The sequence below is a fragment of the Sporolactobacillus sp. Y61 genome, assembly GCF_040529185.1.
GTDB lineage: Bacteria > Bacillota > Bacilli > Bacillales > Sporolactobacillaceae > Sporolactobacillus.
This window is the reverse complement of sequence record NZ_CP159510.1, coordinates 2,205,055-2,220,362: the sequence shown is the minus strand read 5'-3', so window position 1 is coordinate 2,220,362 and position 15,308 is coordinate 2,205,055. Positions and strand designations below refer to the sequence as shown.

At 46.7% G+C, this 15,308-nt stretch carries 10 protein-coding genes; 2 read left to right on the top strand and 8 right to left on the bottom strand.

Annotation, left to right across the window (positions count from 1 at the left end; genetic code table 11):
- Nucleotides 1–84: 84 nt before the first annotated feature.
- The 6 genes from ABNN70_RS10480 to ABNN70_RS10455 form a co-directional block, all read right to left on the bottom strand.
- On the bottom strand, nucleotides 85–1,350 hold the full coding sequence (locus ABNN70_RS10480) for a methionine gamma-lyase family protein (RefSeq protein ID WP_353947752.1): 1,266 nt from the start codon (nucleotides 1,348–1,350) through the stop codon (nucleotides 85–87).
- Nucleotides 1,350–2,606, bottom strand: a complete 1,257-nt coding sequence (hflX, locus tag ABNN70_RS10475; protein WP_353947751.1) for a GTPase HflX — start codon at nucleotides 2,604–2,606, stop codon at nucleotides 1,350–1,352. Before hflX ends, ABNN70_RS10480 begins: the two co-directional genes overlap by 1 nt.
- A gap of 60 nt (nucleotides 2,607–2,666) precedes the next feature.
- Nucleotides 2,667–3,620, bottom strand: a complete 954-nt coding sequence (locus ABNN70_RS10470; RefSeq protein ID WP_353947750.1) for an AAA family ATPase — start codon at nucleotides 3,618–3,620, stop codon at nucleotides 2,667–2,669.
- Nucleotides 3,621–3,891: 271 nt separating this feature from the next.
- Nucleotides 3,892–4,125 carry an RNA chaperone Hfq gene (hfq, locus tag ABNN70_RS10465; protein WP_129929587.1) on the bottom strand — a complete coding sequence of 78 codons (234 nt, stop codon included), beginning with the start codon at nucleotides 4,123–4,125 and terminating at the stop codon, nucleotides 3,892–3,894.
- A gap of 175 nt (nucleotides 4,126–4,300) precedes the next feature.
- Nucleotides 4,301–5,239: a tRNA (adenosine(37)-N6)-dimethylallyltransferase MiaA gene (miaA, locus tag ABNN70_RS10460; RefSeq protein WP_353947749.1), complete on the bottom strand. Its 939-nt coding sequence runs from the start codon at nucleotides 5,237–5,239 to the stop codon at nucleotides 4,301–4,303.
- Nucleotides 5,240–5,531: 292 nt separating this feature from the next.
- The gene (locus ABNN70_RS10455; protein ID WP_353947748.1) at nucleotides 5,532–6,926 is read right to left on the bottom strand and encodes an amino acid permease; all 1,395 of its coding nucleotides are present in this window, start codon (nucleotides 6,924–6,926) and stop codon (nucleotides 5,532–5,534) included.
- A gap of 256 nt (nucleotides 6,927–7,182) precedes the next feature.
- Here ABNN70_RS10455 and pflB point away from each other — a divergent pair, with 256 nt between their 5' ends.
- Both pflB and pflA read left to right on the top strand, forming a co-directional pair.
- Nucleotides 7,183–9,450, top strand: coding sequence for a formate C-acetyltransferase (pflB, locus tag ABNN70_RS10450; RefSeq protein WP_353947747.1), 2,268 nt, complete (start codon nucleotides 7,183–7,185; stop codon nucleotides 9,448–9,450).
- Between the two features lie 68 nt (nucleotides 9,451–9,518).
- Entirely contained in the window at nucleotides 9,519–10,295 is a 777-nt protein-coding gene (gene pflA, locus ABNN70_RS10445; RefSeq protein ID WP_353947746.1) for a pyruvate formate-lyase-activating protein, read from the top strand.
- 328 nt (nucleotides 10,296–10,623) lie between these two features.
- Here the strand turns inward: pflA and mutL are convergent, their stop codons facing one another.
- Both mutL and mutS read right to left on the bottom strand, forming a co-directional pair.
- On the bottom strand, nucleotides 10,624–12,498 hold the full coding sequence (gene mutL, locus ABNN70_RS10440) for a DNA mismatch repair endonuclease MutL (RefSeq protein WP_353947745.1): 1,875 nt from the start codon (nucleotides 12,496–12,498) through the stop codon (nucleotides 10,624–10,626).
- A 36-nt stretch (nucleotides 12,499–12,534) separates the two neighbouring features.
- Nucleotides 12,535–15,165 carry a DNA mismatch repair protein MutS gene (mutS, locus tag ABNN70_RS10435; RefSeq protein WP_129929593.1) on the bottom strand — a complete coding sequence of 877 codons (2,631 nt, stop codon included), beginning with the start codon at nucleotides 15,163–15,165 and terminating at the stop codon, nucleotides 12,535–12,537.
- Nucleotides 15,166–15,308 lie beyond the last annotated feature (143 nt).

Sequence of the window (15,308 nt, the reverse complement as noted above, 5' to 3'; positions counted from 1 at the left end):
CGATAATATAGTTGTCAATGGATGTAAGGTTATATTACGGTGTAATGACAGAACAATTTAACAGTATTGTAACAGCTTGTATTCTCAGATTTTAAGCAATCCTCTCTCAGCAAGATGATTACACGCCATCAGAAGAGCTGCTTTGACATGTTCAAAGGTCAGACCGCCCTGTATGTAAAGCGTGTATGGAGGGCGTATCGGACCATCAGCTGTCAGCTCAAGACTTGCCCCCTGGACAAAGGTACCGGCAGCCATAATGATTTTGTCCTGATAGCCGGGCATCGGGCTTGGATAAGGCGTGACATGAGAATTTATCGGCGAAGCCATTTGTATAGCCTGGCAGAATGCAATCATCTGGCTGGGATCATGAAATGTCACCGTTTGAATCAGATCAGTCCTTGTCGCATCCCATGATGGGGTGGTCTCCATGCCCATGTTTTCCATCAATGCCGCGGTGAAAACAGCCCCTTTCAACGCCTGCGCAACCATGTGCGGAGCCAGGAAAAACCCCTGATACTGGTTCTGAAGTTCACCAAGCGCGGGACCCACTTCCTTCCCCTGTCCGGGAACCGTCAGGCGTTCCGCACACAGGTCTACAAACTTTTTCTTCCCTGCAATATAACCCCCGGTTTTTGCCAGACCACCACCGGGATTTTTTATCAGCGACCCGGCCATCAGATCTGCACCGACGTGGCAGGGTTCAAGGGTCTCCGTGAATTCGCCGTAACAGTTATCAATAAACACAATCACGTCCGGATGAACTTTTTTTATGGCGGCAATCGCTTCGCCAATCTGATGTACGGTCAGTGACGGACGGTTACTGTAACCGCGGGAACGCTGAATCGCAACCATTTTCGTTGCAGGCCCGATTTCCCTGATCACTTTATCCGTATCGATTCGGCCATCTTTAAGCGGGATCGTACGGAAATGGATACCAAAATCTCTCAGTGAGCCATGCCCGGAAACGCCTCCGCCGATCACTTCTTCCAATGTGTCATAGGGATTCCCCGTTATGTATATGAATTCGTCATGTGGCCTTAACAGGCCGAAAAGAGCGATTGTAATCGCGTGTGTACCGGAGATGATCTGTGACCGGACGAGTCCGGATTCCGCCCCAAAACAGTCGGCGTAGACAGCTTCTATTCCTTCCCTTCCAAAGTCGTCATAACCATAACCTGTTGTTCCATTAAAATGTGCATCACTGATTTTATTTTTCTTAAAACAGGAAAGAACGCGGTACTGATTCTCCTGAGCAACCCTGTCAATATAGTCCAGCTGTTTTTGTATTTCATTTTCCACCTCCTCTGTTCGTTCTCTCAGTTGCCTGCCAAATGTCATGGTTTCAAACATTACTCATTCTCCTCATGGTCTGAAAAAATTTCGGTGATCAATTTTGATCCTGTGGGGGTTTCCGGAAAAACATAGCCGTCGGTAACATAGGTTTGCGACTCCGCCTCAAATTGCTGCTGCAAAATAATAGAATGTCTCTTTGCTTCCTGAAGCAGGCCGCCTTCACCTGCGGGTATCCTGCATCGATAAGGCTTCATCTGATGAATCAGTTTTTTCCGGATGGCAGCCAATATGCGTTTCCGGTCTGAAACATTTCTCGCTGATACCAGAAGTGCATCAGGTGGAACAATAAATGGAGTGGTCAGCAAATCTTTTTTGTTGTAAATGTTCAGGACCGGAATGTCGTCTGCACCAAGTTCAGCTAACAGGGTATGAACTGTCTGTTCCTGCCGAAGTAGATCCGGATCTGACGCATCGATCACATGAAGAATCAGATGAGCGCCCAGAACCTCCTCTAACGTCGAACGAAATGCAGCTACCAGTTGTATTGGCAAGTCCTTAATGAATCCAACGGTATCCGATAACAGGCAAGTGAATCCCTCATGAAGTCTTAATTTTCTGGTTAATGGATCAAGTGTCGCAAATAACTTGTCCTCCTCAACAGTATGAGACAAAGTTAATTGATTGAAAAGTGTGGATTTACCGGCATTTGTGTAACCTACCAGCGCAATCTGGCACTGATTTTGCGTGACGCGTCTCTCTCTGTATTGCTGTCTGTGCCTGACAACAATATCCAGCCGATGGGCTATATCTTTCATTCTGCTGCGGATATAACGCCGGTCTGTTTCCAGTTTTGTCTCCCCTGGTCCTCTTGTTCCTATTCCCGCGCCAAGGCGGGACAGTGAACCTCTCATCCCGCTGAGACGCGGGAGCAGATACTGCAGCTGGGCCAGTTCAACCTGCAGCTTTCCTTCTCGTGAGTTTGCCCGCATAGCAAATATATCAAGGATCAGTTGTGTTCTGTCCAGTACTTTTCCCATTAATATACTGCTCAGCCGCCCCTGCTGCCCTGGGGACAGCTCCCCATTAAAAATGATTGTTTCCGCATTCAGCTGTTTCTGAAGGGCAGACAATTCGTGCAGTTTCCCTTTACCTATGTATGTAGCTGGTTCTATTTTCTGCCTTTTTTGTTTCAGTATCGATACAACCTGGCCGCCGGCCGTCTTAGTCAGTGAGATCAGTTCCTGAAGTGAGGATTCAAAATAATCATTCGTTACTTCCGGTAACTGACAGCAAGCGAGAATGACATTCTCCATAATAAACCTCTTTTTATCATACTTTGTTCAATGAGTCTGTTGATTTCGCTTCATATAAAGTCAGGGTTCGCCCGTTTCGGGTAATAATCTGTCGTCATCCATGACAAGATCACATGCTCGAATTGTCATCAATGACTCTCTGTCGAAGGTCCCTTCCCGAACCAGTCGAACGGCCTGCTGACGAATCATTTTTTCAATCAGATTTCGTACATATCTGCCGTTACTGAATTCGCTATCATGGTGGATGGCAGCCTTATACAAGTGTCTGGACAGACGTTTCTCCGCCTCATTTGTCATCCTGTATTCGCGTTCGCTGATCATCTGTCTGGAAATAGTGAGTAACTCCTTCCCTGAAAAATCAGGAAATGACAGAATAACAGGAAAACGTGATAACAGGCCTGGATTCATACCAAGAAACTGATCCATTTCGTTTGAGTAACCCGCAAGGATCAGAATAAAGTCATCTTTATGATCTTCCATTTGTTTAACGAGTGTGTCAATAGCCTCCCGTCCAAAATCTTTCTCTCCGCCACGGGCAAGCGCATATGCTTCATCAATAAACAGTACATTACCAAGTGATTTTTTCACCAGAACCCTTGTTTTCTGGGCGGTTTGCCCGATATATTCACCAACAAGATCCGCCCTGTCAGCTTCGATCAGCTGCCCTTTAGGCAGTATCTCCATCTCCCGGAATAAATCGCTTAACAGACGGGCCACCGTTGTCTTTCCCGTTCCAGGATTCCCTTTAAAAAGCATATGAAACGACTGTTTCCGGACCTTGAGCTGCATTTCTTCTCTTCTTTTATAAACATACAGCCAGGCATAAAGTTCCTTCACCATTCGTTTCACTTCATCCAGACCGATCAGCCTGCCGAGCCTGTTTTCAATCTTCTCCAGAGGCGCATGACTGATTTTCTCATCCACAGGAAATGGAAGTGTAACGGCATTTTCTTTTTTCTGGTTAAAGATCACGTTGATCTGGCTCTTCTGTATATTTGTGTAAGCCTCCCGCACTGAGCAACCCCCTCACTGTTGCGCAACATACTCACTTTCCAGCCAGCTGTTTTTCTGTTTTATTTCATGACGATTGGCCCTATGTAAATCAGCTGACAGAACTATCTTATGATTCATGTCGAACATTCAGAAGGGAGAAATACGTTAAAATAATTGGATGTAAAACAAGAGAGGCAGCAGCTGCCGCCTCTTCCTATCTTGCTGGAGGATTTATGCCTGATCAGAAAAAAGTGACTTGACCGACTTTCTTCAATATGATGAACAGCCTCCGTTACGATTCTTCCTGATTAGTCAGATTCACCGGCCGTGAAGGGGTGAATGTCGAAATAGCATGTTTAAAAATTAATTGCTGTTTACCCTCACTGTCCAGAAGGACGGTAAAATTATCAAAAGCTTTCACTTTACCCTTGAGCTGGAAACCGCTGACCAGGAATACGGTCACGAAGATTCCGTCTTTACGCAACTGATTCAGAAAGGTATCCTGAATATTAATCGACTGTTTCATTTTCTTCCTCCTCTTTTCTCTCTAACTACAATTATTCGCTTTAGATTAAATTTTTCCTGCAATAATTAAATGAAAATATTGAATCATTTTTCTGAGAAGAATGAAAATCTATCCTGCCAGAAAAAAGCCTAACATCATAATTATATTTTAATTTTCCATCATTTGCAAAGAATCATCAGCGCGACATTTTTTTCTGCACGAATTGCAGAATTTTATCCGCCTGAATGGAAAAGTCACTCAGCGCATCGGTCATATCAAACCAACTGACATTCATCTGCCGCCGGAACCATGTAAGCTGTCTTTTCGCATAATGTCTGGAATTTTTCTTCAGCTGATCGACTGCCTGATCAAGTGTTATTTTCCCGTCGAAGTAAGGGAAAAACTCTTTATAACCAATGGCCTGCATCGCCTGACTGTCCCGTAAGCCTTTTTCATAAAGTTCCTGAACCTCATGAAGCAACCCTTTTCCCATCATCAGGTTCACCCGCTGATTAATCCTTTCGTAAAGAAGTTCGCGAGCCATCGTCAGGCCAATAATCATGACATGGAACAGCGGCACATCAGAAACCTGTTTTTGCTGTCTGCTGAATGGAATGCCCGTTTCATGGGTCACTTCAAGCGCCCGAATCACCCTGATGAGATTATTCGGATGGATGTGGCAGGCCGCGTCGGGATCAACTGATTTCAGGTGTTCATAAAGAAAACCTGATCCCTTCTTTTTTTCGGCCTCCTCCAGATACATCCGGTATTCAGGATTCGAACCGACATTCGAAAAATGATAGTCAAAGAGCGCGCTTTTTACATAAAAACCGGTCCCGCCAACAAGAATCGGCACGTTTCCTCTGCTTTGAATTTCCCGGATTATTTGACGGGCATCCTTCTGGTAATCTGCTGCAGAATACGTCTCTCCGGGATTACGAATATCAAACAAATGATGCGGGACGCCTTCTGTTTCTTCTGTTGATATTTTTGCTGTACCGATATCCAGTCCCCGGTATACCTGAAAAGCGTCGCCGTTAATAATCTCGCCTTTAAGGTGTTTTGCGAGAAAGATGCTCAGTTTTGTTTTTCCAACAGCTGTGGGGCCAACCACAGCAATCATCTGTTTATGCATGAGTCTGCTGATGAACCTGCTTTCCGATTTTCCTGTATGCTACCAAGTGTAGCACAGCATATCGTCCTTTATCCATGATCAACTGAAGAAATACAAGGCAGACGATCTGCCAGTATATTTGTTTTTCTGAAAAAATGCTACTCAACGGCAATTAGAGCAACAAATGATTTTAAATAACAATCTTTCGCATCCGATTACCCCTTGATCTAATGATACGAACTTATGTTTTTTAATCAGAAAGAAGCTTTCAGCAAAAAGCTGAAAGCCTCGTTTATTAAAACACATCTTTTTTTCAATCATCATCAGAAGAGGTATTGCCGGTCGCAGGTTTTTGCTCCGGCCGGATATAGAATGAGATAATAATCAGGAAGGTCATGATTCCGAGACATGTCAGTGTCCCCACCAGATTTGCCGGATTTAGAACAAATGTGATGAAAATCAGTGATAAAGCTGCAGCACCGATGATCGTCATATAAGGAAAGCCCACCATTCTGAAAAACGGCAGACGATCATAATTCGGCCGAAGTTTCAATTCTGCAAGGCAAATGGCGATCCAGACCAGAGAAATGGTGAACCCCGGGATACTCATCAGTTGATTGATAATCTGATTCGGTGAAAGGTACGCAAGAACAACACCCACTGCAAGAAACCCGGCAGTCAGACCTATTCCACCAAGTGGTACACCCCTTTTGGTCAGCTTTCTGGCGAATTTGGGTGCTTCACCTCGTTCAGCCATTGCATATAACGTACGTGTTGTTGCATAAATACCTGAGTTCCCTGCAGACAGCACGGCTGTCAGGAGAACAAAATTCATCAAATGCGGAACACCCGGCAGGCCGACCGCCTCAAATACCTGAACAAACGGGCTGCTCTCAGTCGCTGAAACACTGTTCCAGGGCATCAGGCTGCATATGATGATAATCGGCAGAATATAAAACATCGCAACACGAGTCACAACAGTCTTGATTACCTTCGGCAGAACGTGTTCCACGTCTCTCGCCTCGTTCACAGTAAGCCCAATCAGCTCAGACCCGCCATAAGAGTAAATCACAACAAGAAGTGCCGAGACCATTCCTCCAAAGCCATTCGGAAAGAATCCACCATATCCGAATAAGTTTTTCACAGGATCCGCGGGGCCGTTGGGACCCTGGATTACCCCGAACAAAATCAGAATACCCAGGATAATAAATACGATAATGGCACCTATTTTAATGCCGGCAAACCAGAATTCGAACTCTCCGTAAAGGCTGACCTGAAACAGGTTAATCATGATAATAAATAGACCACACAGACCGGCAAGCAACCAAAGGGGGACACCTGGAAACCAGTAGTTCAGGAAGCTTCCGGCCGCAAGCACCTCTACAACAGTCACAATCATCCAGTTAATCCAGTACAGCCACCCGATCATAATCGATACTCTGAAACCAAACGCCTTGTACATCAAATGCTGCATGTTCAGACCGGGAAAGGCAATCGCCATCTCTGCGAGTGCCACCATGACAATAAATAAAATTAAGCCGCAGACCAGGTACGCAATCGTCACACTGGGACCGGCGATAGATAACGTATCACCGCTTCCTTTGAAAATTCCTGTTCCGATCATCCCGGCCATAGCCATCAGCATAATATGACGCGGCTCAAGTCCACGCCTGAGTGATTCGCCCTTTTTCTCTGTCACACCCATCATTTTCTGTCCTTTCTCTCTGTATTTGCACATCCGCTTTAAACTGATAAAGCAAATATAACCTCCATTATAACGAATGGGTAAAACCTGTCAACAGATGTAAGGAAGCAGAAAAGGTAAGGCGAATGCCTGTCAGCTAAAAATGGCTCTTTAATTTATGAACATTCTGTGGATTATTGTTAATAAAGCGCTTTTTTTCAATAAAATACGCTAAAATGGAATCGTGAAAGGTAAGAGAACAGGAATTGGAGGGACACATATGTTACAGACAAAAACCATTGAGAAAAATGACTATGATCATTTTTGGAAGGGCTTTCAAAAGGGCGCATGGCTGGATGAAATTGATATCCGTGATTTCATTAACCTGAATTACAAGCCCTATTACGGTAATGAATCGTTTTTGACCGGTCCCACTGATGCAACAACGACATTGAACAATAAACTGATGAGTCTGAAACTTAAAGAGCGCGAAGCCGGCGGAGTACTTGATGCCGACACAAAGGTTGTTTCAACGATCACTTCCCACCGGCCTGGTTATCTGGATAAAAGTCTTGAAAAGATTGTCGGCCTGCAGACCGACAAACCATTGAAGAAGGCTCTGATGCCGTACGGCGGGATTCGTATGGCGGAAGAAGCACTTGAGGCACACGGCCTGAAAATCGACCCTGAAATCAAACATGTATTCACCGAATATCACAAAACACACAATCAGGGCGTTTTTGATGTGTATGATAAGAAAATGCGTGCATGCCGTCACTATAAAATTATTACCGGACTGCCGGATGCTTACGGACGCGGTCGCCTGATCGGTGACTTCCCCCGTGTCGCTCTTTACGGCATTGACAGATTGGTTGAAGCCAAAAAGCAAGATTTCGAAAATATCGGCGATGGTGAAATGACCAACGAAGTGATCCAGTTACGCGAAGAGGTAACGGATCAGATCCGTGCACTGAAACAAATGAAAGAAATGGCTGCGAGCTATGGTATTGATATTTCAAAACCGGCGAAAAATACCCGTGAAGCCATTCAGTGGCTGTATTTTGGCTATCTTGCAGCAATAAAACAGCAGAACGGTGCCGCCATGTCGATTGGACGGATCGATGCATTCCTCGATATCTACATCGATCGGGATATGAAAAACGGCGTACTAACCGAGAAGGAAGCACAGGAACTGATCGACCAGTTTACTATGAAACTGCGGATGGTCGCTTACATCCGTACTCCTGAATACGATTCGCTGTTCTCCGGCAACCCGATCTGGGCAACCCTGTCAATCGGTGGCATGGCAATGGACGGTCGGTCGATGGTCACAAAGACTTCCTATCGTTTCCTGAATACGCTGGCGAACATGGGGCCTTCTCCGGAACCGAACATCACCCTGCTCTGGTCGGAGAAACTTCCGGAAAGTTTCAGACGGTACGCGACTCAGGTGTCGATTGACAGTTCAACCATTCAATATGAGAACGACGAACTGATGCGCACACAGTGGGGTACTGATTATTATGCGATTGCCTGCTGTGTATCCGCACAGCCGGTTGCCGACGGGATGCAGTTCTTCGGCGCCAGGGCTAACCTCGCCAAAGCGATCCTTTATACGGTTAACGGCGGAGTCGATGAAATTGGAAAGGCACAGGTTGGCCCCGCTTATGAACCGATCACATCCGAATATATTGATTATGATGAATTCATGAAGAAATTCGATCCCATGATGGATTGGCTGGCGGATGAATACGTCAACTCACTGAACATCATCCACTACATGCACGATAAATATTACTATGAATCAGCGCAAATGGCATTGAAGAATACCCATGTGGATCGGACATTCGCGACCGGTATTTCCGGATTTTCTGTTGCCGTTGACTCCATCTCGGCAATTAAATACGGTCATGTCCGCGTGATTCGTGATGAAAACGGTCTTGCAGTGGACTATAAGGCGGATAACGATTTCCCGAAATACGGGAACAACGATGATCGTGCCGACGAGATAGCCGTTTGGCTGATCAAAGCCTTCTATAACAAGATGGCCCGTCACCACCTTTATCGCGGTGCCAAGCTGTCCACTTCTGTTCTGACGATTACATCGAATGTCGTTTATGGCAAGAATACCGGTTCAACTCCGAACGGGCGTGAGCAGGGCAAACCATTTGCTCCCGGGGCAAATCCCTATTATGGTTCTGAAACAAGTGGTGCTCTCGCCTCTCTGATGTCCGTTGCAAAGATCCCTTATCGCTATGCAACCGACGGGATTTCCAATACCTTTGCGGTAACGCCTTCCACACTGGGCTCTGACTCCGAGACTCAGAAAAATACGCTTGTCCGTATGGTAGACGGTTATATGCGCAAAAACGGACATCATCTGAATATCAACGTATTCAACCGTGAGACACTGATTGATGCCCAGAAACATCCGGAAAAGTACCCAACTTTAACCATTCGTGTTTCCGGCTATTGCGTCTACTTTGCCGACCTGACAAAGGAACAGCAGGACGACGTGATTTCCCGGACCTTCCACAGCCGTATGTAAATGTACTTATGCCGGAAAAGCAGGCAGATCCGATGCCTGCTTTTTTTATAAAAGTGAGATGATCAGCCATGACAATCAAGCAAAATAAAACATCAGGAGATCCAGGCGTTCTCGGTTACATCCACTCTACAGAGAGTTTTGGTGCGGTCGACGGACCAGGAATCCGCTTCGTTGTCTTCATGCAGGGTTGTGATATGAGGTGTATGTATTGTCACAATCCGGATACATGGAAAACGCGTGTCGGCAGGAAGCGATCAGCAGCCGAAGTCCTGAGTGAAGCGCTCCAGTATCGTGACTTCTGGGGAAAAGACGGAGGTATTACATTAAGCGGCGGTGAAATCCTTCTGCAGCCTGATTTTGCCCTTGATCTGTTCCGCAGGGCAAAAGATGAAGGGGTTCACACCTGTCTGGATACCAGCGGACATCCCTTTACCCGTGAAGAACCGTTTTTCAGTCTCTTCCGCGAACTGATGACTGTCACGGATCTGCTTCTTGTAGACATTAAAGAGATTGACCCGGAGAAGCACCGAAAGCTAACCGGTTTCACGAATGAGAATATTCTCGATATGTGTCGCTACCTCTCTTCTATTGGTAAACCGATATGGATTCGCCATGTTCTTGTTCCCGGTGTGACCGATAATGATGAAGATCTGAAAAAGTTAAATGCGTTCATTCAGACCTTGACAAATGTCAAACGCGTGGAAATTCTGCCCTACCATACAATGGGCATTGCAAAATATCATGAACTGGGTATCCGTTACCGCCTCGACGGCGTAGACCCCCCAACCGATGAACGTATCAGGAATGCCGAAGAACTGCTTCACTGTGCGGATTATCGGAAGTAAGAGGATCTGTATTTTCGGATTTTGAAGCACACAACTGTGTGCTTTTTTTTTGACTTGAATTTACCCTTTAAGGGCAACCACTTAGAAAATAAAGTAATACTTCAACCAGTGGAATCCATCAGACTTCCGCGGGCAGTGATCCCCCGCCCTGGCATGTTCGTTTATCCTCATGACCCTGAGGTGGGCCCGCCCGTTCATTCGGGATAAAAAGACCCATCGCTCAATTTTCCCTGTACAATAGATTTGCGAGATACTGTTTGTAATCAGGGTCAAGCGATGGGTCACGATCCCTATCCTGGAGAAATCTATTTTGCCCTTTAAGCCCCCTTTACTGTACCCTTTTAAACATCTTTTCCATTTCGTAGGGCGTGAAGTGAACGATAACCGGGCGTCCATGGGGACAGGTGAACGGATCTTTTGCTTTAGCAAGGTTGTCCAGAAGTGCCTGAATTTCGTCGGTTCTCAGATAGTGGTTCGCCTTGATTGCCCGTTTGCAGGACATCATCTTCGCCAGATCCTCCCGAAGTTTTTTGATGGATATCTTCCCGCTTTCAATCAGTTGATGAACGATATCCTCAATCATCTGTGGCTCTCTCCCCTTCGGCATCCAGGTCGGATGGGAACGGATAATAACGGATCGATTGCCAAACGACTCAAAATCCAGCCCGATCTCCTTCAGATAATCGTGATATTCCATGACTGTTTCATATTCAGAATGGGTAAATTCAAATGTCATGGGAACGAGCAGTTCCTGCACCTCCCGGGCGTTCTCACCTACTTTCTCCCGGTAATATTCATAATTGATTCGTTCCTGTGCTGCATGCTGATCTATAATATACAAACCGTCTTCATTCTGGGCGAAAATGTACGTACCATGCATCTGACCGATCGGATATAACTTCGGCATTCTGCTTGAAGTTTTCATTTCATCTGACGGCTCTTCAGAAGAAGAAGCAGGCTCCATTTCGTCCCCTTCCTGAGGCAGCGACCGCCGGTACACTTGATCCCCGGACTGCTCCATGGATTCACCGATACGCTCTGTACCGGAAATTGTCTCTTTCGGAGGCTGCTCCTCAGAAACCGGTGAATGTTCTGCAGCAGGTGATCCTGAGGCGGACAGATCCGGACCGATGGCCACATCAGGAGAAAAATCCATTGCCTGCTGCTCGACTTGAGGATGTTCGCGGTGCATCTTTGTGCCTACAGCCGGAATCAGACGCTGCCTGTGAAATGCTTCACGGATCGTTCCTGTGATAAGCGTGCACAAATCCTTCTCCTTACTGATTCGCGCTTCAAGTTTTGCCGGGTGGACGTTCACATCGACCAGTGATGGATCCATTTTAATATGAATCACACAGATCGGGTAACGCCCGACCATAAGTAGTGTATGATAACCTTCAATAATACTGTTAAAGATCGGGTAATTTTTAATAAAACGGCCATTTACAAATATATAGACATATTGCCGTCCGGCACGGTTGATCTGCGGATTCACCGCCAGACCTTCAACATGAAAATCAAGTGAATCACCTGAAAAAGGAACAGCAGCCTTCGCTGTGCGCACACCATAAATGGCAGCGAGTACATGGCTGAGTTCACCGCTTCCGTTCGTCTGAAAAACGGTTCTTTCATTTTCAGTCAGGGTAAATTGAATATGCGGATAAGAAAGCGCCATCCTGTTGACCACATCTGATATTTTCCCAAGCTCTGTATGTAAACTTTTCAGATACTTCAGACGCGCAGGCGTATTGTAAAACAGCCGGCTGACCTTAATCTCGGTCCCCTTCCGGCTTTCCGTATGACCTGACTGTATGACATGTCCCCCCTGAAGGACCAGATGAATTCCCGGATGCTGTCCGTCGGAAGTCTTCATCTCGAGATAAGAGACAGCTGCAATACTTGGCAGAGCTTCTCCCCGAAAGCCCAGGGTCCGGATATGAAAGAGGTCGGAATCCTTGTGTATTTTACTCGTTGCATGCCGTTCAAAAGCCGCCCGGCAGTCCTCCGGTGCTAATCCTGCCCCATTGTCCCGAACGGTGATGGATTTCAATCCACCCTCTTCTATCAGAATTGTAACCGCTGTTGCCTGAGCATCAATCGCATTTTCAACGAGTTCCTTGACAACAGATGCAGGGCGTTCAACGACTTCTCCGGCAGCGATCTGGTTTGCCAGTGACACACTCAGTTTCTGAATGATACCCATCCACTGTTCCTCCTTGAATCGGTGTTTCCCTTATCTTTATTTCTTCGGATCTTTTTTTACTTCCTTTTGCAGCTTGTACAACTGATTCATCGCGTCCATCGGTGTCATTGTGAGCAAATCCAGGTTTTCCAGTTCACGAATTATTTTATGGCTATGTTTTTCTCCCGGTTTCGACTTTCCCGCCGGTTCCGGAAACAGGGCAAGCTGCTCGGGGCCTTTTGCATCTGCAGTTTCCCGGGCAACTGCGGTTTCCTGGCGGGCGCCGGCGTCGACCGGCTTATGTTTCGGAGAATCATTTCCCTTTTCCAGCCCGCTAAGAATTTCAGCTGCGCGTCGGATCAGGTCGTCAGGCAGTCCGGCGAGTTTTGCGACATGAATGCCGTAACTTTTATCCGCCTGACCTTCCACGACTTTGTGAAGAAAGACGACGTTTCCATTTTCCTCCATTGCTCCCACGTGGATATTTTTCAGCTTATCCAGTTTGTTCTCCAGAAAGGTCAACTCGTGATAGTGGGTTGAAAAAAAGGTTTTTGCCGCGATGTGATCATGAATATATTCCACTATCGCCTGAGCGATTGCAATGCCATCGTAAGTCGATGTCCCGCGTCCAATCTCATCCAGCAGGATCAGGCTGTTCTGTGTGGCATGGGTCAGTGCATATCTGGCCTCGTCCATCTCAACCATAAAGGTACTCTGTCCGGATACCAGGTCGTCAGCTGCGCCAATTCGGGTAAAGATTTGATCGAATATCGGAAGTACAGCCCTGTCCGCCGGAACAAAGCAACCGATCTGCGCCATAATCGCAGTCAGTGCCGCCTGGCGCATGTAGGTACTTTTACCACCCATGTTTGGCCCGGTAATCAGCAGCATATCACTCGACGCATCCATGTGAATATCATTTGAAACAAAGGCACCTTTTTTCATTACCTTTTCAATCACTGGATGACGACTGCCCGAAATGGACAGGGTCCGGTCATGAGAAAACTCCGGCTCGACATAACCATTTCGGTCACTGACCGAGGCAAAACTCTGCAGGACATCAAGGCCACTGACCAGGCGGGCCAGCTTCTGCAGCTCCGCACTGTGTTCCTTGATTTTAGCCCGAACATCACTGAACAGCTGATATTCAAGACCGATGCGCTTTTCTTCCGCCTCCATGATGACGCGTTCCTTTTCTTTCAGTTCCGGGGTAATAAAGCGCTCTGCATTTGAAAGGGTCTGGCGTCGCTCATAACGGCCTTCCGGCAGGAGTTTCAGGTTTGGCCTGGAAACTTCAATATAATAGCCAAATACGCGATTATAACCGACCTTCAGTGATTTGATTCCGGTCTCCTTACGCTCTTTGGCTTCCAGTTCGGCAATCCATCGCTTCCCATTTTTCGTGGCATCGCGGTAGGTATCCAGCGTTTTGTCGTAGCCGTTTCTGATCATGCCGCCTTCTGCTGTCGAGAATGGCGGGTCATCGACAATAGCCGAGTTAATCAGATCGCGGATTTCTGTGCAGGGGTTCATTTCCTGACTATACTTTTTAAGGGAAGGCTCAGGAATTTCAGAAAGCGTCTGGCGGATGGCAGGAATCTGATCCAGGGACCGTTTCAGCTGCAGGACTTCACGTGGATTCACATTGCCAAATGAGACGCGACCCACGAGCCGCTCAAGATCATACACATCGCTGAGTGCCGAGCGCAGTGTTTCCCTTTCCAGCATATGCGTCTTCAGCGCGGCCACAGCATGAAGTCGGTCCTCAATCTCCTCCTGGTTCAAAAGCGGCTTCTCAATCCATTGTTTCAGCTTCCTGCCCCCCATTGCCGTCTTAACGTCATCCAGAAGCCAGAGCAGTGATCCATAGACTTTTTTGTCCCGATTCGTGTGCGTGAGCTCCAGATTACGCCGTGAATGCTGATCAATCATCATATACGCATTAATATGATAAACATCTGCCGGTTGCAAATGATCAAGTGTGCGCTTCTGCGTGGTCACAAGATAATGCAGCAATCTGCCCAGTGGCCGGAGCAACTTTTCCTGATCAATCCCTTTTGTAATAGGCGTTAGCTGAGCCGGAACCTCATCCCGGGCATCCTCAGAAATCGTCAGGTTCATCTGTTCAGTCAGGCTGCTGCGCTTCTCTGAGTCAAATTCAGGATCAATGACCACCTCACGTACATCATTTGCAGCGAGTTCCTGCAGTACGGCATCCCATGTCGAAATCAGAGTAACCTTTGTTTCGCCGGTTGTCAGATCACACAGGGCAAGGCCGCCTGATCCATCACTGAACGCACTGAGCGCGGCAAGATAATTATTCTTCTTCGGTTCGATTGAATCATCTTCCATAATCGTGCCGGGCGTGATCATTTGGACGACTTCACGTTTCACCATGCCCTTTGCAAGTTTCGGATCCTCCATCTGCTCACAGATAGCAATCTTGTAACCTTTGTCAATCAGAACTTTTATATATTGTTTCACAGCATGATAAGGCACGCCGCACATCGGTATGTATTCATCCTTGCCCCCGTTCCGCGAAGTCAGAGCAATCTCCAGTTCTTTCGACGCTTTGACTGCATCATCGAAGAACATTTCGTAAAAATCGCCGAGACGAAAAAATAGAAAAGCGTCCGGGTACTGGGCTTTAATGGCCAGATACTGTTTAATCATTGGTGTATAACTCATCCACGTCCACTCCAACCGTGTATTTCTCATCTCTCAATTATAACACATGGTTTTCCGTACAGCCGGGATCAGTCGCTCTTTCTCATCCAGTGATTCGTGATATAATAAATGAAACTTTGCGTGCAGGAGGAAGGGGACCATTC